The organism is Spirosoma sordidisoli (assembly GCF_004138325.1).
Classification (GTDB): domain Bacteria; phylum Bacteroidota; class Bacteroidia; order Cytophagales; family Spirosomataceae; genus Spirosoma; species Spirosoma sordidisoli.
The window spans coordinates 356,768-374,933 of the sequence record NZ_SBLB01000003.1 but is presented as its reverse complement, the minus strand read 5'-3'; the positions used below and the strand labels follow the sequence as shown (position 1 = coordinate 374,933).

Annotated in this window: 13 protein-coding genes; 8 read left to right on the top strand and 5 right to left on the bottom strand. The window is 55.6% G+C overall.

The window, feature by feature from the left end; all coding sequences use genetic code 11:
* Window positions 1-41: 41 nt before the first annotated feature.
* The 3 genes from EQG79_RS13320 to metF are packed head-to-tail and all read left to right on the top strand — an operon-like array spanning window position 42 to window position 5,257.
* Window positions 42-3,401: a UvrD-helicase domain-containing protein gene (locus tag EQG79_RS13320; RefSeq protein ID WP_129601761.1), complete on the top strand. Its 3,360-nt coding sequence runs from the start codon at window positions 42-44 to the stop codon at window positions 3,399-3,401.
* A gap of 22 nt (window positions 3,402-3,423) precedes the next feature.
* Window positions 3,424-4,284, top strand: coding sequence for a phosphatase PAP2 family protein (locus tag EQG79_RS13315; RefSeq protein WP_129601759.1), 861 nt, complete (start codon window positions 3,424-3,426; stop codon window positions 4,282-4,284).
* Window positions 4,285-4,297: 13 nt separating this feature from the next.
* Complete coding sequence (metF, locus tag EQG79_RS13310) at window positions 4,298-5,257, top strand: methylenetetrahydrofolate reductase [NAD(P)H] (protein ID WP_129601757.1); 960 nt, start codon at window positions 4,298-4,300, stop codon at window positions 5,255-5,257.
* A gap of 48 nt (window positions 5,258-5,305) precedes the next feature.
* Here the strand turns inward: metF and EQG79_RS13305 are convergent, their stop codons facing one another.
* From EQG79_RS13305 to EQG79_RS13295, 3 genes are all read right to left on the bottom strand, one after another.
* Window positions 5,306-5,860, bottom strand: coding sequence for a type 1 glutamine amidotransferase domain-containing protein (locus EQG79_RS13305; RefSeq protein WP_077919640.1), 555 nt, complete (start codon window positions 5,858-5,860; stop codon window positions 5,306-5,308).
* 141 nt (window positions 5,861-6,001) lie between these two features.
* Window positions 6,002-7,195 (bottom strand): formaldehyde dehydrogenase, glutathione-independent, encoded by a 1,194-nt coding sequence (gene fdhA, locus EQG79_RS13300; protein ID WP_129601756.1) that lies wholly within the window; start codon window positions 7,193-7,195, stop codon window positions 6,002-6,004.
* A 76-nt stretch (window positions 7,196-7,271) separates the two neighbouring features.
* Complete coding sequence (locus EQG79_RS13295) at window positions 7,272-7,673, bottom strand: GlcG/HbpS family heme-binding protein (RefSeq protein ID WP_077919638.1); 402 nt, start codon at window positions 7,671-7,673, stop codon at window positions 7,272-7,274.
* Between the two features lie 266 nt (window positions 7,674-7,939).
* Between EQG79_RS13295 and EQG79_RS13290 the strand changes: the two genes are divergently transcribed.
* From EQG79_RS13290 to EQG79_RS13275, 4 genes are all read left to right on the top strand, one after another.
* A complete protein-coding gene (locus EQG79_RS13290; RefSeq protein WP_077919637.1) occupies window positions 7,940-8,479 on the top strand; it encodes a hypothetical protein in 540 nt (179 codons plus the stop codon).
* 373 nt (window positions 8,480-8,852) lie between these two features.
* Window positions 8,853-10,901 carry a transketolase gene (gene tkt / locus EQG79_RS13285; RefSeq protein WP_129601754.1) on the top strand — a complete coding sequence of 683 codons (2,049 nt, stop codon included), beginning with the start codon at window positions 8,853-8,855 and terminating at the stop codon, window positions 10,899-10,901.
* A gap of 88 nt (window positions 10,902-10,989) precedes the next feature.
* Entirely contained in the window at window positions 10,990-12,372 is a 1,383-nt protein-coding gene (locus EQG79_RS13280; RefSeq protein ID WP_129601752.1) for a DUF4403 family protein, read from the top strand.
* 62 nt (window positions 12,373-12,434) lie between these two features.
* Window positions 12,435-13,955 (top strand): GH3 family domain-containing protein, encoded by a 1,521-nt coding sequence (locus tag EQG79_RS13275; protein WP_129601750.1) that lies wholly within the window; start codon window positions 12,435-12,437, stop codon window positions 13,953-13,955.
* Here EQG79_RS13275 and EQG79_RS13270 read toward each other — a convergent pair.
* Together EQG79_RS13270 and EQG79_RS13265 are read right to left on the bottom strand one after the other, a co-directional pair.
* Window positions 13,950-14,585: a hypothetical protein gene (locus tag EQG79_RS13270; RefSeq protein ID WP_129601748.1), complete on the bottom strand. Its 636-nt coding sequence runs from the start codon at window positions 14,583-14,585 to the stop codon at window positions 13,950-13,952. The two genes, EQG79_RS13275 and EQG79_RS13270, sit on opposite strands and share 6 nt — an antisense overlap.
* A 313-nt stretch (window positions 14,586-14,898) precedes the next feature.
* The gene (locus EQG79_RS13265) at window positions 14,899-16,617 is read right to left on the bottom strand and encodes a glutamine--tRNA ligase/YqeY domain fusion protein (RefSeq protein ID WP_129601746.1); all 1,719 of its coding nucleotides are present in this window, start codon (window positions 16,615-16,617) and stop codon (window positions 14,899-14,901) included.
* A 194-nt stretch (window positions 16,618-16,811) separates the two neighbouring features.
* Here EQG79_RS13265 and EQG79_RS13260 point away from each other — a divergent pair, with 194 nt between their 5' ends.
* A complete protein-coding gene (locus tag EQG79_RS13260) occupies window positions 16,812-18,155 on the top strand; it encodes a TolC family protein (protein WP_077919631.1) in 1,344 nt (447 codons plus the stop codon).
* Window positions 18,156-18,166: the final 11 nt, after the last annotated feature.

The following is an 18,166-nucleotide window of genomic DNA, read 5'->3' as shown; positions in this document are numbered from 1 at the left end:
GGAGCCGTCGCGTTTCGGGTTCAGTTCCTTCTCCCGTCCTCATGTTTAAAATATACAGTTCTTCGGCTGGGTCTGGTAAGACATATACGCTTACCAAAGAGTACCTCAAGCTAGCGTTGCGGCCGGGGGCGGAGGACAGTTATTTTCGGCATATCTTGGCTGTCACCTTTACCAATGCCGCGGCCAACGAGATGAAAAACCGAATCCTAGATCGGCTGCGTGACATCGCCGATGGTAAGGATTCGCCCCTCTTGAACGACCTCGTTACGGAGCTGTACGGGATTCAGGCCACCGAAGATGCGCACCAGGAAGCATTCCAAATTGCCCGCGACGAGCTCCGGCAGAAAGCGTCGTCGGTGTTTCGGACCATCCTACACCGATACGCCGATTTTTCCGTAACAACCATCGACTCGTTTACGCAGCGGGTGGTGATGGCTTTCACCGACGAACTGGGTTTGCCTTACTCATTCGAGGTGGAGATGGATACGGACGAAGTGCTTGAACTGGCCATCGACAACATGATCGAAAAGGCTGGAGTCGAGGAAATGGAGGAAATTACCACCATCCTGAGCGAGTATTTCACCAACACAGCCACCGAAGGCAAAAGCTGGAACCAACTGCCCGAATTACTGAAAGAGTTTGGCTACAACCTGACTTCCGATCAGTTTTATGAGTCAGTCAATGCCGCCCAGCAGTTGTCGCCCGGTGCGCTGCGGGCCATTCGGGAGCAGCTAAAAGCCCATAACGAGCAGCTGGAAACGGATATCGTAGGCCAGGCCCAGCGGGCCTGGCAACGAATTACCGAAGCAGGGTTGAGCGAAGCCGATTTTCATTACGGTATCGGTGGGGTGGGCGGTTTTCTGAAAGCGGTGGCAGCCGGCGAAGCCCGGAAGGATATCGGTGCCCGAGTCAATAATGCGGTCAACAATGGCGAATGGTACGGCAAAAAGACGCCCATGCCGGTTCAGGGCCTGATTGACAGTATGGTCGACGAACTGGGCGACTGCATTGGTCAGATCATCGGTCTGCGCGAAGAACGGGGGCGTCAGGCAGCGCTCTTCGATTGTCTGCTGCCTCATCTGCAGAAGCTGGCCCTCCTGAAGCAGATGCGGATCGAGTTTGATGAGCTGCTGCGGAAAGATGGGCGGGTGCATATCTCTGAGTTCAACAAGAAAATCCTGAGCATTGTCGCGTCGGAGCCCGTGCCGTTCCTGTACGAGCGACTCGGCGATAAATATAACCATATCCTGATCGACGAGTTTCAGGATACCTCCCGGCTCCAGTTTGCCAACCTGCTGCCCCTGATCGAAAACGCGCTCGGCTTTCAGCATTTTAACCTGGCAGTGGGGGATGGTAAACAGGCCATTTACCGGTTTCGGGGGGGCGATATGGACCAGATCGTAGCGCTGCACCGGCAGGACCTGGTCAGCCTGAAGCAGGCGCATGGCCCCGACACCTGGACTGCCGATCGGATCGGGATGCTGGAAGGGCATCTGGAAGGCGAATTTCTGGATACCAACTGGCGCAGTGCAGCGCCAATTATTCGGTTCAACAACCAGTTTTTCGAGCATACCGCCCGTTCCTTCGAGTATCAGTACCCGAAAGTGGCCGATGTATTCGATGCCGAGCAGCTATTTCATCAGAAAGTGTCGCCGAAGGCAAAAGAGCAGGGGCATGTCCAGATCGACTTTGTCGCTAAAGACACCGGTACGGGTAAGGATCTGACGGCCGTCATGCTCGAAAAAACCATCGACCACCTGCAGAAAGCGCTGGCCGACGGCTATCAGTATGGTGATATTGCTATTCTCTGCCGGAAGCGGAGTCACGCCAAAGCGCTGGCCAGCGAGCTGAACGCTCGTCAGATTCCGCTGGTCTCGGCCGACTCACTGTCGCTGGAGTTTTCGGACCCGGTCAAGTGGATCGTCACGCTGATGCGACTCCTGATGCGGCCCGATCATAAGCTGCTTCGCTACGAACTGCTGTACCTGTTTCATCGGGTAGTCAGGGGTGTTTTCCCCGACGATGCGCTGACGGAACAGTTGCGGAGCGTTGCCGAAAAAGGGGCCGACGCCGTATATGCGTATCTGACGGATGAAGGTTACCCGCTTGACCCGTATGCCCTCGGGCAGCTGAATCCTTACGAGCTGGCCGAGCGGCTGACGGCTCAGTTCGGGCTCTTCAGCCAGGCTGAGAACAACCCCTTCCTGTTCCGATTTCTCGACGAGGTGCTGACGTTCAACCAGAAACGCAGTGGCCACCTGGCCGATTTTCTGCTGTACTGGGATAGCGTCCGGCAAAAAGTATCGGTCGAAGGGAACGCCCGAAATGCCGTCAGTATTCAAACGATTCACCGGTCCAAGGGCCTGGAGTACCCGGTGGTGATTATTCCGTTTGCCAACTGGGCGGTAACCCCCAACAGCCGGGGAACGATCTGGCTCGATCTGAGTGCCGTACCCACGGACCAGCTTACTCACCAGGCTCATACCGGTGAACTGACTCGTCTGCTTAGCGCCCCCGCCCATCCGAACAGCAGCCTGGATAAAACCCCGGAGGTCGTGCGGTTGCAGTATGTGGAAGAGATAACCCGGACGTTTCTCGAAAACATGAACCTGCTGTACGTGGCGTTTACCCGGCCAACCGACCGACTGTATGTGATTGGCGAACTGACTGATTTCAGCAAACCGGGCGAACAGAAAAACGTGAGCTACTGGCTGCACGCGTTCCTGCGCGATAGCGAACAGGCCCGGCTTTGCGGCTGCGTGTGGCAGGAAGGACGGTCGAGTTACGAAGTCAGCCTCTGCGCCGATGCCTTCACCCATCGGGTAGATGAGCAGACCGACGAGGAAATCCTGCTGGACGATATCCGAAGCGGCCATCGGCAACAGGAACTAAACCTGCGTCGGCAGGCTGACCGGGTGTTCGACGTGGCTACGTTTCAGCGTAACCGGGAGCGCGACCGCAAACTTTGTGCTGCCCTCAGTCTGATCAAAGGCCCCGACGGTATCGACCGGGCGTTGCGCCAGCTGGTGCGGGAGGGCCTTATCCGGCACAGTGAAAGCAACGACCTGCGCGGGCGACTGATGACGATTGTGTCGCATCCGGCGCTGGCCTCGCTGTTCGATTCAACCCTGCGGATTGACACCGATCGGAGTATTCTGAGCAGCAAACGCATGCACGGCGCTCCTCACCGGGTCGTGCATTACCCCGATGGCCATATCGTACTCGTTCAGTACGAATCGGCACCCGGGCCGGCCTCGTCTTCGGCGGTTATACCTGACGCTGACCCGGCTGTGACCAGTAGTCTGCTTTACTTTTCCAGACTTTATCGGGAGATGGGCTTTCCGGAAGTGGAAGGGCGGCTGGTCATTCTGGCCGACGAACCTACTGTACTCACCGTGTAAAAGCGCCCAAATCACTCGCTCTATGAATCCTTACCTACGCGCATCAACCACAGCAAATAGCCTGCGGGCTATCCTGGCGGGCTGTCTTGTTCAGCTGACCCTGATCACACCCGGCTTCGGCCAGTCACCATACCGTCTTCAGACGGGGCGCGAACTGGGCCTGCTGGGGGTAGGGGGCGTCGCGGCTGGTACTGCCCTTGTGCTGGAATCCAGGGTCGAGCCACTAACGATCGCGGATCTGGCCAGCCTGGACCGGACCAGAATCCCCGCCTTCGACCGGGGGGCTATCGACCGGTACAGCACCACCGCCGACCGGTTGAGCGATGCGTCGCTGGTGGGCAATGTGGCGCTGGCGGGTTTGTTAACGATCGGGACGAAGCCCATGCGGCAGGATATCAAAACAATTGGGGTGATGTATATCGAAACGGTGCTGCTGGCCAACGGTCTGCAGCGATCCGTTAAAAACCTGACCCAGCGTAACCGGCCTTTTGTGTATAACCCCGTGGCTCCGCTGGAGGAGAAGCTGGAACGCAGTGCCCGTCAGGCCTTTTTTTCCGGTCATGCCACCAATGCTTTTGCCACGGCGGTATTTACCGGCGAGGTTTTTCGGCATTACTTTCCCGAATCGAACTGGAAACCGGTGGTCTGGGTTGGATCATTAGGACTGGCCACGGCAACCGCTGTACTGCGGTACGAAGGCGGGCTGCATTACCCCACGGACCTGCTGGCCGGAGCCGCATTTGGTTCGCTGATCGGCTGGGGCATTCCCAAACTACACGAGGTGAAAAACAAGGGCGAACTGGGAAAACGACTCGACATTCAGCCCTGGAGCACGGGGCAGGCAAATGGAATTTACCTGCGCCTGACCGTGTTTTCGCGTTAACTTTGACCCCGCAATGACAAAGATTACCGATCATATTAAGGCTGCGAACGGCAAGCCGATTTTTTCCATTGAAGTTATCCCACCCATCAAGGGCGATACCCTGAAAAATCTGCTCGACAATATCGAGCCGCTGATGGAGTTCAAGCCCCCGTTCGTCGACGTGACGTATCACCGGGAGGAGTACATCGAACGGCCGTTACCCGACGGTACCATTCAGAAGATCGTTACCCGCAAACGCCCCGGAACGGTCGGCATCTGTTCGGCCATTATGCATCGGTTCGGCGTCGATCCGGTGCCGCATGTGCTGTGTGGTGGCTTCAGCCGGGAAGAAACCGAAGACTTCCTGATCGATCTCCACTACCTCGGTATCGATAACGCGCTGGTATTACGGGGCGACCCGGCCAAACCTTTTACGACCTTTAAAGCCAAAGAAAACGGATACAGCTACGCCAGCGAACTGGTCGAGCAGGTGGCCAACATGAACCGGGGTGTTTATCTGCACGAGGAAGATACCGCCCTGGCTCCGAGCAATTTCTGCATCGGGGTAGCGGCTTATCCCGAGAAACACTTTGAAGCCGAAAACCACGACATCGATTTCGAGTACCTGAAGCAGAAAGTAGACAAAGGGGCCGATTACATCGTAACCCAGATGTTTTTCGACAACCGAAAGTATTTCGATTTCGTGGAACGGTGTCGACAGCATGGTATCGATATCCCGATTATTCCAGGACTGAAGCCGCTGAGTACACGCCGGCAACTGCAAATCCTGCCCAGACTGTTTCACCTCCACATGCCCGAGGAACTGGTTGCCGCCGTAGAGGCCTGCGAGAACGACCAGCAGGCTCGCCAGGTGGGTATCGAATGGGGTATACAGCAATCGCGGGAGCTGATGGCTGCCGGAGCGCCCGTTCTCCACTACTACACCATGGGCAAGGCCGACAACGTCATGCAAATTGCCCGGGCAGTATTTTAATCATAAAAAAAGAGGGCGCCACAGGGCGCCCTCTTTTTTTATGTCAGGTTACCGACTGGCGGTAACGCCTGCCGTGATGAGTTTGATAAAGGCCTCGTTGAAGGCTGGAATATCGTCGGGTTTGCGGCTGGTAACCAGGTTTCCGTCGGTTACGACTTCCTGGTCTACCCAGTTGGCGCCTGCGTTCACCAGGTCCGTCTGTATGGAAGGGTAGGACGTCAGCGTACGTCCCTGCACTACGTCGGCTTCGGCCAGCAGGGTAGGCGCATGGCAGATGGCCGCAACCGGTTTTTCTTCGTCGAAAAACGATTGGATGAACTGCACGGCTTTCTGCTCGGTACGCAGCTTGTCGGGGTTCATGACCCCACCGGGTAGCAGCAACGCATCGTACTGGCCGGGATCGGCCCCGTCCAGGGGGAGGTCAACATCGAATGAATCGCCCCATTCGGTATGGTCCCAGCCTTTTATCTCCCCGCCTTTGGGAGCGATGAGGTGTACCGTGGCACCAGCGGCTTCGAGTGCCTGCCGCGGCTCTGTCAACTCTACCTGTTCAAAGCCCTCTGTCATCAGAGCGGCTATCTTTTTTCCCTGCAACTCATTCATAACGTTTGTGATTGTATTGTATACTACTGGAATAAACTGCTATTCGACCGGAAGGTTACCCCGTTGGTCAGCAAAAACACCGCAAACAAAGCCCATTGGCTCACTTGCGGTGTTTTTTCAGATCAATCTGGGTTGCGGAGGCTAGGCCGGAATCAGGCCATGCGGGTTGATGACAAATTTCTTGGCCACCCCGCTGTCAAACTCAGCATAGCCTTTTGGTGCCTCATCCAGGCTGATCACTTCGACATTGACCGCTTTGGCAATCTGCACTTTGTCGTACAAAATCGACATCATCAGCTGCCGGTTGTATTTGATAACGGGAGTCTGGCCGGTAAAGAACGAATGGCTTTTGGCCCAGCCCAGCCCGAAGCGGATGGACAGGTTTCCCGTTTTTGCGGTCGACTCTTCGGCGCCGGGGTCTTCGGTAACGTACAAACCCGGAATACCGATTGCACCGCCTGCCCGGGCAATCTCCATCAGGGAGTTTAATACGGCGGCCGGTACTTCTTTCTGGACCTCTCCACCATGCCCGCGGGCCTCAAAGCCGACACAGTCGACAGCGCAGTCTACTTCGGGAACGCCCAGGATCTGGGTGATCTGATCGGCCAGCGACGCATCTTCGTTCAGATCAACCGTTTCGCAACCGATGGAGCGGGCGTGGGCCAGTCGGGCCTTGTTCATGTCGCCCACGATGACCACGGCAGCCCCCAGGAGCTGGGCCGAAGCCGCAGCGGCCATACCGACCGGACCGGCTCCCGCAACGTATACGGTAGTGCCCGGCCCGACGCCGGCGTTGACCGCACCGTGGAAACCCGTCGGGAATATATCACTGAGCATGGTCAGGTCGCGGATCTTGTCCATTGCCTGCTCTTTGTCGGGAAACCGCAGCAGGTTGAAATCGGCATAGGGAACCATTACGTACTCGGCCTGGCCGCCAATCCAGCCGCCCATGTCCACGTACCCATAGGCACCGCCGGCCCTCGACTCGTTCACGTTCAGGCAGATGCCGGTTTTCTGCTCTTTACACGTCCGGCACCGGCCACAGGCCACGTTGAAGGGTACGGAAACCAGGTCGCCCACGTTCAGAAACTCGACGTCAGACCCTTTCTCGATTACTTCTCCCGTTATCTCATGGCCCAGAATCAGACCCGGTTCGGCGGTTGTTCGGCCACGGACCATGTGCTGGTCGGAACCGCAGATGTTCGTCGATACTACTTTTAAAAGAACCCCGTGGTTGATCTTTTTGCCTTTGGGGTTAACCAGTTCCGGGAAATCAATAGTTTGTACTTCGACTTTGCCGGGACCGGTGTATACGACACCACGATTGCTTGCCATAGTGAGTAGCGGGTTTAGATGAACAGAGAAAATAAAAGAAAGTCGGGGAGGGGAACCAGCCAGACAGGTTCCGCCGTCAGGAGATGGCCTCGACCCCAGCCTGAGCTACGGTATGATCGTTCTCGACCGTACTCCCCGAAACGCCGATGGCCCCGATGATGGTGCCTTCCGCATTTTTGATGGGAATACCACCCGGAAAAGAGATGAGTCCACCGTTAGAGTGCTCAATGTTGTAGAGAGGGCCGCCGGGTTGCGAAAGCTTTCCAATTTCGCCGGTTGGCATGTCGAAGTAGCGGGCCGTTTTGGCTTTTCGGATGGAGATATCGATAGACCCAAGCCAGGCCCCTTCCTGACGGGCAAAAGCGGCCAGGTTAGCACCCGAGTCGACGATAGCAATGTTCATCAGGGTGCCTATTTCGATCGATTTTTGTTTGGCCGCTTCGATAGCCTGCTGGGCCTGTTCAAGGGTAATAGTCATGCGTTCTGGTTGAGTTATGCTGGTTTATGTAGATTAAACCGGTAGGGTATTAAACTGTTCTGGCACTTGCATAATTTCTTACTGATATAGTATTTAATGTAGGTAGTGTGTACTTACAGATAAGTTCGTTGCTCATGTTAATAACTAAGTATTAGCGTTAACAATATTTTGCATAATTTTAGGAAGCGGAATAATCTATTGCTTAACAAACAAATAGGTTCGTTTGCCTTCAGGAAAAGTTTTTCAGCCTCATAACTTGTACTCTGATGAATACCATTGAGATTAACCTAGACGCCCTGTTACGTTACAACATCACGCCTAATCAGTACGTATTCCTGTTTCTGACCCATACGCGTCAGTATGCCGCTTTGTACCGGTTTGGCCAGGAAGGCCCCAGCTTTTCGGCCGAGGAAATCGGTAATCTGGTCGACCGGGGTCTTATCCTTAACCTGAACAAAGAGGGTTATTACTATCTCGACTTCTTTGTGCTGACTGATGAAGTAGGGCGCGACCTGTTCGATCAGAACCGCGAAAAAGCGGCCCTCGAGTTCTGGAATGCCTATCCCATTCTTCTTCGCGATCCGCATACGGGGGAGAACTTCTCGCTGCTGACGACGGATAAAGATCAGTTTCTGAAAGATTATTACTCCCGGGTGGGCCACGCCATTCCGAAGCACCGGCGGGTGATGGACGCCCTCGAATACGCGATCGACAAAAACCTGATCGATATGACCATCCGGCAGTGGCTCGACTCTGAACAGTGGACTATGATGTGGGAACTCATGGCCATTGAAGCCATTCAGTAAAGCAACGCTTCCCCAACTCATTTACCCGTATCCGGTGCAAACCAGTCGGTTGGCAGCCGGTCTCTACGCTGTTTTATTCCTGTATACGCTGCAGGAGTAAAACAGCGTTTTTTATCCCGGTCATTCCAGTCCCGATAAAACAGGTTGGCTGGAGGCCAGCTTTAGTGCCCGGCTGCCTGACTGGCGGTCGGCTGTTCTCGTAAAAAAAGAGCTGACCTGTTAGTTATAACTAGTTGACTGAAAGTGAGATAGATGATTAGTAGTCAACTTTTTTTATCTACTTTCCCTTATTCCGGGTTATGATACATAACCGGTTTGCCCAGGTATGGCAGATCGGCGTTTTTGTATTGACTGCAATCAATCCTTTCTTACGATGACAAACCAGGCAACCTCAATCGACGAACGTAGCATCAACACCATCCGGCTGCTGGCGGTAGACGCCGTGCAGCAGGCCAACTCCGGTCATCCGGGTTTACCGCTGGGCGCAGCGCCAATGGCCTACGTACTCTGGTCCCGACATCTGCGATTCAATCCGCAGGACCCGCACTGGCCCGACCGAGACCGGTTTGTTCTGTCGGCCGGCCACGGCTCTGCGTTGCTTTATAGTATGTTACACCTCTACGGGTATGATCTCTCCCTCGACGATGTAAAGCAGTTCCGGCAGATGCATTCCAAAACACCCGGCCATCCAGAATCCAATCTGACAGCTGGTGTAGAGGTAACGACAGGGCCGCTTGGGCAGGGGTTTGCCAATGGCGTCGGCATGGCAATGGCAGAAGCCTTTCTGGCTGCCACCTACAACCGGGAGGGCCACACCATCGTTGATCACTACACCTACTCGATTGTCAGCGATGGCGATTTGATGGAGGGGATCGCGTCTGAAGCGGCTTCCCTGGCGGGCCACCTGAAGCTGGGGAAATTGATCTACCTCTACGACGATAACCTGATCTCGCTCGACGGCCCCACTAACCTGGCGTTTACGGAAGACCGGATGGCGCGCTTTGCGGCCTACGGCTGGCATACGCAGGAAGTAGCCGATGGTAACGACCTTGACGCCATTGACCAGGCCATCCGGGCGGCACAGGATGAGACCGAGCGCCCGTCGATCATTGCCGTTCGCACGGTGATCGGCTATGGCAGCCCGTTGGCCGGAACCAGCAAGGTGCATGGCAGCCCGCTGGGCGACGAAAACCTGCGGGCAGTGAAGACCTATTTTGGATTCGACCCCGACCAGTCGTTTGTGGTACCCGATGGCGTTCGGGAGCATCTGAGCGAAGCGGGACAGCGGGGTCGCCAGCTTCAGGCCGACTGGCAAACCCGGTTCGATGCCTATAAAAAGCAGTTTGGAACAGAAGGGGCAGAGTTTGAACTGGCTTTTGCTGGCAAGTTACCCGATGGCTGGGATGCCGGCTTGCCAGTTTTCACGGCCGATGATAAAGACATGGCGACCCGGCAGGCCTCCGGCAAAGCGCTGGAAGCCCTCAAGCAAAACGTCCGGTTCCTGTTCGGCGGATCGGCCGACCTGGCTTCGTCCAACGATATGCCTACCAAAGGGGATGTGAGTTTTCAGCCGGGGCATTACGACCACTCGAACGTATGGTTTGGCGTTCGGGAGCATGCCATGGGAGCAGCCCTGAACGGTTTGTCGCAACACGGGGGCATACATCCGTACGGCGGCACATTTCTGAACTTTTCGGACTATATGCGGGGGGCCATCCGGCTGACCGCCCTGGCCGAATCAAAAGCTACCTTTGTCTTTACCCACGACAGCATCGGCCTGGGCGAAGACGGCCCTACCCACCAGCCCGTCGAGCAAATCGTATCCCTCCGAACCATTCCGAACTGTATCATAATCCGACCGGCCGATGCCAATGAGACCGTCGAAGCCTGGCGTGTAGCCATGTTACAGCCTAAATCGCCGGTGCTGCTGATTCTGTCGAGGCAGAAGCTGCCGGTGCTCGACCAGGGAACGTACGGCTCGGCCCGGGAGGGTGTCGAAAAAGGGGCTTATATCCTGAGTGAGTCCGAAGGCACTCCGCAGCTGATCCTGATCGGAACCGGCTCCGAAGTATCGCTGGTGCTGAAAGCGCAGGCCGAACTCAAGAAACAGGGGATTCAGGCGCGGGTTGTCAGTATGCCTTCGTGGGAGCTTTTTGAAAAGCAGGATCAGGCTTACCACCACAAAGTACTGCCGCCTTCCATCCGCAAACGGCTGGCGGTAGAAGCGGGCTCGCCCATCGGCTGGCACAAGTACGTCACCGACGAAGGCACAACCATCAGCATGAACCGATTCGGGCTGTCGGCCCCCGGCGACGAGGTGATGGCCTATTTCGGATTTACGGTCGACAACGTTATAGCCACGGCCAAAGCGGTGCTGGACGGTAACCCGGACGGTATCGAGAAAAAGGAAGTGTTGTCGTAGCCCATTCGATGATTTGTAACACACGGGCGGGGGCAGGGGGTGAGGAAGCGAAGCCCGTGTGTTACTACCAATTCCACCAGATTGCCTGATGAAACCATTGCTACTACACTATTTCATGGGTTTGGTGCTGATTGTCAGCCTTTCGGATTGTCAGCATGTAGAAACAAGCCCCCCCAAAGCGGAAGGGTTCGACCCGCCGATATCAACTACTGTTTCGCACGTGGCCGGATCGATTGAGTTTCCGATCCGTGAACTGGAAGAAAAAATTAACCGTGAACTTGACCCGCTGCTGGTCGGTAAAGGCGCGCCCGGCGGCAAACGGGGGGGCGTGTTCCCGTTCAGGGTGGCGCGGTCGGGTCGGGTCCGTATTCAGTACGAGAATCAGCAGCTCCGGTTTTCGACCCCGCTTCAGCTCTGGATTACCAAGCCGTTCAGTAAGGACAAAACCCCTCCCGACAAGCCGTTCTGTTCGCTGCATATCAATTTTCAGAGCCCACTGACGGTAACGCCTGACTGGCGCCTGGCCAGCCGGGTGAAATTCACCAGCTTTGACTGGATCATAAAACCGGAGATCAAAATTCTGGGGCAGGAGATTCAGCTGACTGATTTTGTGCGAAATCTGCTCGACCGTTACCAGCCCGCCATCGAGTCGGCTATCGACACCGCTATCTACAAAGAACTCCGGATCGACCAGATTGTCGGACCGATCTGGCAGGATATTCAGAAACCCTTGCTGGTCAGTAAAGAGTTCGGCCTCTGGCTGCTCCCCAAGCCGGTGCGGGTTGAAACCAGTCCCATCAGCGGAGGAAACGGGTCGATCATCACCCACCTCCGAATTGCGTTGAATACGGAGACAAAGCTGAAACCTACCACACCGGCCTACACCCCGACCCAGTTACCAACCCTGGAACGGAAAGAACAACTCCCGCTATTGTCTGACCTGCGACTGGTGAGCGACCTGCCCTATGCCGACATAAACCGGGTGTTGAACCTGACCCTCAGCCAGCAAAAAAAACGGCTGCTCTTCGGGGCGGTAACGATCCGGAACGTGGCCGTCTACGGCGGCCAGCGCACCTTACTCGTCAAAACGGAGGTTGGTGGACTGATGGACGGGGTGATCTACCTGCGGGGTCGTCCGGTCTTCGATACGCTGACCAATACTCTGCGGGTCAGCAACCTTGATTTCGATGCTGCCAGCCAGAGCGGTATGCCCCGCTTCGTGAGTTCGCTGGTGCGGAAAAGTCTGTTGAAGCTGGTCGATGAGTTGCTGGAAATTTCGCTGGGCGACGAGATCAATAAACTGCCGCAGAAAATTACCCAGGCTTACGAGAAAGGTGGAGCAGGCAAGAAAACCGATCTGGTTATCCAGTCATTTCGGTTCACCCCCGAGCAGATCGCCATCCGGCCCACCGGCATACAGACGCTGATTCACGTGCAGTCGAAAGTCGGTTTACGGGTCAGGCAATTGTAATCATCAACAAAGTCGGGCCGATCTGGTTAAGCCGATAGCAAATCCATCCGAAAAAATTACCCATGGCAGTTATTGGCGAGTTATTAAAAAGAGCAATTGATGTATACGGCTTTATTGTGTCGGACCCCGATCCGGTCGCAGCGCAGCGGGAGGTGTTACTTCAGCTGATTAAAAAAGCGAAGCTCACCGCATTCGGCAAAAAATACAACTTCAGTCAGATTCTAGCCAGTGATGATCCCGTACAGGCCTTTCAACAGGCCGTGCCGGTACATGATTACGACAGGATGAACGCCGACTGGTGGCATTACCTGCTGGAAGGCCATCAGAACGTTACCTGGCCCGGCGGACAACAGTATTTCGCCCTCAGCAGCGGCACGACCAGTACCAGCAAGGCTATTCCGGTTACCGACGATATGCTGGAAGCGATTCGCAAAGCTGGTATTCAGCAGGTGATGAGCCTGAAAAACTTCGATCTGCCCTCCGACTTTTTCGAAAAACAGATCATGATGCTGGGGAGCAGCGTAAGCCTCATCGAGAAAGACGATCATCAGGAAGGCGAAATCAGCGGCATCAGTGCGGCTAACATACCGGGCTGGTTCAGCGGGTATTACAAGCCCGGTGTTGAGATTGCGTCGATCCAGGATTGGGACGAGCGGGTGCACCGGATTGCGCAGGAAGCCCCATCCTGGGACATTGGTAGCCTGAGTGGTATTCCATCCTGGATTGAAATGATGCTCAAGGAAGTGATTGCGTACAACCGGCTGAATACGATCCACGACATCTGGCCCAACCTGCAGGTATACACCACGGGTGGGGTAGCGTTCGAACCGTACCGCAAAAGTCTGGAGACGCTGCTGGCCCGGCCGCTCACCTACATCGACACCTACCTCACATCGGAAGGGTATCTGGCCACCCAGAAACGGCCCGACACGTCGTCGATGGCGCTGATGGTCGACAATGGTATCTTCTTCGAGTTCGTGCCATTTGTTGACGCCAATATGGACGAGGCCGGGCGGGTCAGAGAGGACGCCACGATTCTGTCGCTGGCCGAAGCCGAAGAGAATACCGACTATGTGCTGCTGATCTCTACGGTATCGGGGGCCTGGCGGTACATGATTGGCGATACCGTCATGATCACCGACAAGAAGCGGGCCGAGATACAGATTACCGGCCGTACCAAACATTTTCTGAACATTGTTGGAGAGCAGCTCTCGGTGCATCAGATGAACGACGCCATGCAGCTCATGCAGCAGCAGTTCGACATCGAAATTCAGGAGTTTGTGGTTTCAGCGGTGCGGAAAGAGGGTGAATACATCAACAAATGGTACATCGGCTCCAACCGAACCGTCGACAACCAGACGTTTGCTGAATCACTCGACCGAGAACTTCGCCAGGCCAACAAAAACTACAACGTGGCCCGGACCAAAGCGCTGAAAGGCGTGGAGGCCGAGGTGATTCCGGTCGAACAATTCTACCGCTGGAGCGAGGAATTCAAAAAGCTGGGCGGACAGGCAAAAATCCCGCGTGTGATGAAAGAAGCTGATTTGCTGGAGTTCGGGGAGTACATAAAAAGCCTGTCATAGGGCTTTTTTCTGGCGGTCGAGTTTTTCTTCTTCCAGCTTCTTCACCTGCTCAACAATCTCTTCGGGCGAGACGTACAGACGCGCAATCTTGTCCTTGTAGGCCTGGGGTAACTCGGCATGGTCGAGAATAAACCGTTTCGTTTCGATCAGGTAATGGCCGAGGCCGTGGTTGACCGCAAAACTGTCGGCAATCCGCTCGGCCTTTTTTACGTAAGCCGCCGAGAAAACGTAGCCAAGCCCAAACCCCACCAGCTCGAGGTTGGTCCGGCGCTCGTAATCCATGATATGCCCCAGTTCGTGGCCAATCCACCCGATCATGATAGCATCGGGCAGCTGATGGATCGGGATGGCCGTGTGCGTCAGGGTAAACAGCGCACTGATATTGATTTGGTACGCCCGGTTGGCCCGGGGGCGCAGCAGGGTCTGAAAAACCGGCTGCGCCTGCATGACGGATGAGTTGATCCGTTGTTTGAAGACAAAGCGAATCGGTGTCTGCTGCAGCGCCGGAAAAAAAGACAAAGCGGTCAGTACGTTTTTCTCGATGACCGACGGAATCGCTTTATTGGTTCGGAACCGGGCCAGGGCCGGCGAAACGGCCTCCGGCTGGTCGATACGCTTGTTGAGCTGCATACGGATACACGTCGTTGGTACTACCTGTCAAACGAGATGCCTGCTTATTGGTTTAGACGAACCGGCCTGGTCGCTCGTTGCGCCTGTACAGCCCGTGAAGTGCCGATTGGTTGAGCGTCGTAAAAATGCTCGTTATATCTACTCAGGGGCGGGAGGGAAGACCCTTTAGAATTGTACTCATTCGATTGATATCAGCGCATCGAAAAAGGAAAAATAGATGACGTATATACTTAACGGGTAGCCCCGCTACCTACGCCGGATTACGAAGAATCGGTACGTACAGAGCGGGGCTACCTGGTATCGGTTGAAAAGCTTATCCTTTTTTGACTTCTCCTTTATTCTGTTCTTTGGCCCAGGCATCTTTCAGGGTTACGGTCCGGTTAAAGACCGGACGCTCCGGGGTCGAGTCGGCATCGAGAATAAAATAACCTTTCCGCATGAACTGCACATTGGTCAGCGAGCCCGACCGGGATGCGTCAACCAGAGCCGGTTCAACGAACGCCCGTACCACCTCGAGCGAAGTTGGGTTGAGTAGCTCCTGGAAGTCGCGCTCGTCGGCGGCCGGGTTTTCGACCGAGAAGAGCCGGTCGTACAAACGAACCTCAGCCTCAACGGCATGGGGAACGGATACCCAGTGAATCGTGCCTTTCACGTTGATGCCCGATGTGTCGGAACCGCTCCGGCTTTCGGGGATGTAGCTGCACCGCAGTTCGGTTATCTCGCCGGTCTCGTCTTTGATAACCTCGTCGCATTTGATAATGTACGCCCCTTTGAGCCGGACCATGCCGCCCGGAAAAAGCCGGAAAAACTTCTTCGGCGGCACTTCCATGAAGTCGTCGCGCTCAATATAGACATCGCGGCTAAACGGTACGTCGCGTTCGCCCGAGCTGGCATCTTCGGGGTTGTTTTCGATGCGCATGATCTCTTCGCGGCCTTCGTCGTAGTTGGTGATAACCAGCTTCAGTGGCTTCTCATCCAGTACGGCCATAACGCGGGGGGTCGTTTTGTTCAGCTCCTCCCGGATGCAGAATTCCAGCAGCCCCACATCGATCAGGTTATCGCGCCGGGCCACCCCGATCCGGTCGCAGAAATCGCGGATGCTGGCCGGCGTATAGCCCCGGCGCCGGATACCCGCAATGGTTGGCATCCGCGGATCGTCCCAGCCGGTAACGTGCCCTTCCTCGACCAGTTTCTTCAGCTTTCGCTTACTCATGACGGTATACGTCAGGTTAAGCCGCGCAAATTCGTACTGGCGGGACGGGAAAATGTTCAGTTGCTCGATAAACCAGTCGTATAACGGCCGGTGAGGCACGAATTCCAGCGTACAGAGCGAGTGGGTGATCTGCTCGATGCTGTCTGACTGGCCGTGGGCAAAGTCATACATCGGGTAAATGCACCAGGTGTTGCCAGTACGGTGGTGATGAGCGTGCTTGATGCGGTAGATGATCGGGTCGCGCAGCTGCATGTTGGGAGACGCCATATCGACCTTGACCCGGAGTACTTTTGCCCCGTCGGGGTACTCACCGGCGCGCATCCGCCGGAAAAAGTCGAGGTTTTCATCCACGCTCCGGTCGCGGTAGATACTCAGGCGGCCGGGTTCGGTAGGCGTACCTTTCTGGGCGGCAATCTCTTCGGAGGTAGAGTCGTCTACATACGCCAGCCCCTTCAGAATCAGCGCTTCGGCAAACTGATAGAGCTGTTCGAAGTAATCGGACGCGTAGAGTTCGTTCTCCCAGTCGAAGCCCAGCCAGCGAACGTCGTTCTTGATCGAATCAACGTATTCGGTGTCTTCGGTAACCGGGTTGGTATCGTCGAAGCGGAGGTTGGTTTTGCCACCGTATTTGTCGGCCAGACCAAAATTCAGGCAGATCGACTTGGCGTGGCCGATGTGGAGGTAGCCGTTAGGTTCGGGCGGAAACCGCGTATGCACGCGTCCGCGATGTTTCCCGGAGGCAATATCGTCTTCAACGATCTGTTCGATAAAGTTCAGATGACCGCGGTCGGTCGAGGATTCATTTGGGGCTTCAGTCATCGTTGCAGGCTGCTGATAAAGCCCCGAAATTACGGCGTTATCATGGGTTTGGCAAACGGACGAGGGCGGGTCTACGCGAAGGATTCAGCTTAATTAGTTTATCAATCGAACAAAAAGGGAGCTGTCCGTAGTTAGTAGGTGGTACACTCTGTTGACTATCGTTCGACAGCGTGCTGTTGTCTGCTACCGCGGTTATGAAAAATAGTTGGTTACCGTTACTCCTTTTTATGGGCACCTGGGTGATGACACAGGTAGCCTTTGCTCAGAAAAATACAGATGCTCTGGCCCAGCAGGCTCCCCTGGCCGACTGCATTCAGTTCGCCCTGGAGAATCAGCCCCTTATTCGTCAATCGGCCATCGATCAGGAGATTGCCGATCGGTCGGTGCGCTCGGCGCTGGCTGCCTGGTATCCCCAGCTGAACGCCGGCTACGGGCTGACGCACTTCCTGCAACTGCCCGTTACACTGATTCCGGATGCCACAACGGGCGAACGACGGCCGGTAGCTTTGGGCGCTAAAAACACCTCGACGGTATCGTTCTCACTGACCCAGTCGGTCTTTAACCGGGATGTGCTCCTGGCCAGCCGGACCGCCGATGCCTACCGGGCACAGGCCAGTCAGGTTACCGTGCAGAACAAAATTGACGTGGTGGTCAACGTGAGCAAGGCCTTTTACGATGTGATCCTGACCCAACGTCAGGTCGACATTCTGGCCGAGGACATCAGCCGACTCCAGCGTAGTTTGCAGGATGCGACCAACCAGTACCAGAGCGGGGTCGTCGACAAAACCGACGCCCAGCGGGCACGTATCGCTCTCAACAACACCCTGGCCCAGCGGAAGCAGTTTCAGGATCTGGTCGGGGCCAAGCAGCAGACCCTCAAACAACTGATGGGATACCCGCCCAACGCGCAGCTGAACCTGGCTTACGATACCCTGCAGCTGGCGACCGAAACAGCGCTGGATACCACCCTGCTGGCTAACCCGGTCAACCGGATCGAATACCAGCTTCTGCAAACACAGGGGCGGCTACTGGAGTCGAACGTCCGCTACAACCGCTGGGCCTACCTGCCCATCGTGAATGCCAACGCCAACTACAATCTGTTGTATCAGAACAACTCGTTCGGGCAGCTCTACAGCCAGTCGTTTCCGAACTCGCTGGTAGGGCTGTCGGTGTTTCTGCCCATTTTTCAGGGTGGCCGCCGGGTACAGCAGCTGCGCATTGCGGAACTGCAGGTCAGGCGGCTTCAGTGGGATCTGGCGGCCCTGACCAGTGCCGTTGATGCCGAATACGCGCAGGCTCTGTCTACCTACAAAGGAAATCTGGCCAACTATTTTGCCCTGCGGGAAAACCAGGCGCTGGCTCAGGATGTCTATCGGATCATCAACCTACAGTACCGGTCGGGTATAAAAACCTACCTGGACGTAACCGTGGCCGAAGCCGACCTGCGAACGGCTCGCCTGAATGTATTTAACGCACTGTATCAGGTATTGATCAGTAAGCTGGACGTGCAGCGGGCACTGGGGCTTATTCAGTTTTGAGATTTGTAAAA

What these genes read in the sequence shown, in the direction of transcription:
- EQG79_RS13320 (WP_129601761.1), top strand. Translation starts at nt 42, where the DNA reads ATGTTTAAAATATACAGTTCTTCGGCTGGGTCTGGTAAGACATATACG.
- EQG79_RS13315 (WP_129601759.1), top strand. Translation starts at nt 3,424, where the DNA reads ATGAATCCTTACCTACGCGCATCAACCACAGCAAATAGCCTGCGGGCT.
- metF (WP_129601757.1), top strand. Translation starts at nt 4,298, where the DNA reads ATGACAAAGATTACCGATCATATTAAGGCTGCGAACGGCAAGCCGATT.
- EQG79_RS13305 (WP_077919640.1), bottom strand. Translation starts at nt 5,860, where the DNA reads ATGAATGAGTTGCAGGGAAAAAAGATAGCCGCTCTGATGACAGAGGGC.
- fdhA (WP_129601756.1), bottom strand. Translation starts at nt 7,195, where the DNA reads ATGGCAAGCAATCGTGGTGTCGTATACACCGGTCCCGGCAAAGTCGAA.
- EQG79_RS13295 (WP_077919638.1), bottom strand. Translation starts at nt 7,673, where the DNA reads ATGACTATTACCCTTGAACAGGCCCAGCAGGCTATCGAAGCGGCCAAA.
- EQG79_RS13290 (WP_077919637.1), top strand. Translation starts at nt 7,940, where the DNA reads ATGAATACCATTGAGATTAACCTAGACGCCCTGTTACGTTACAACATC.
- tkt (WP_129601754.1), top strand. Translation starts at nt 8,853, where the DNA reads ATGACAAACCAGGCAACCTCAATCGACGAACGTAGCATCAACACCATC.
- EQG79_RS13280 (WP_129601752.1), top strand. Translation starts at nt 10,990, where the DNA reads ATGAAACCATTGCTACTACACTATTTCATGGGTTTGGTGCTGATTGTC.
- EQG79_RS13275 (WP_129601750.1), top strand. Translation starts at nt 12,435, where the DNA reads ATGGCAGTTATTGGCGAGTTATTAAAAAGAGCAATTGATGTATACGGC.
- EQG79_RS13270 (WP_129601748.1), bottom strand. Translation starts at nt 14,585, where the DNA reads ATGCAGCTCAACAAGCGTATCGACCAGCCGGAGGCCGTTTCGCCGGCC.
- EQG79_RS13265 (WP_129601746.1), bottom strand. Translation starts at nt 16,617, where the DNA reads ATGACTGAAGCCCCAAATGAATCCTCGACCGACCGCGGTCATCTGAAC.
- EQG79_RS13260 (WP_077919631.1), top strand. Translation starts at nt 16,812, where the DNA reads ATGAAAAATAGTTGGTTACCGTTACTCCTTTTTATGGGCACCTGGGTG.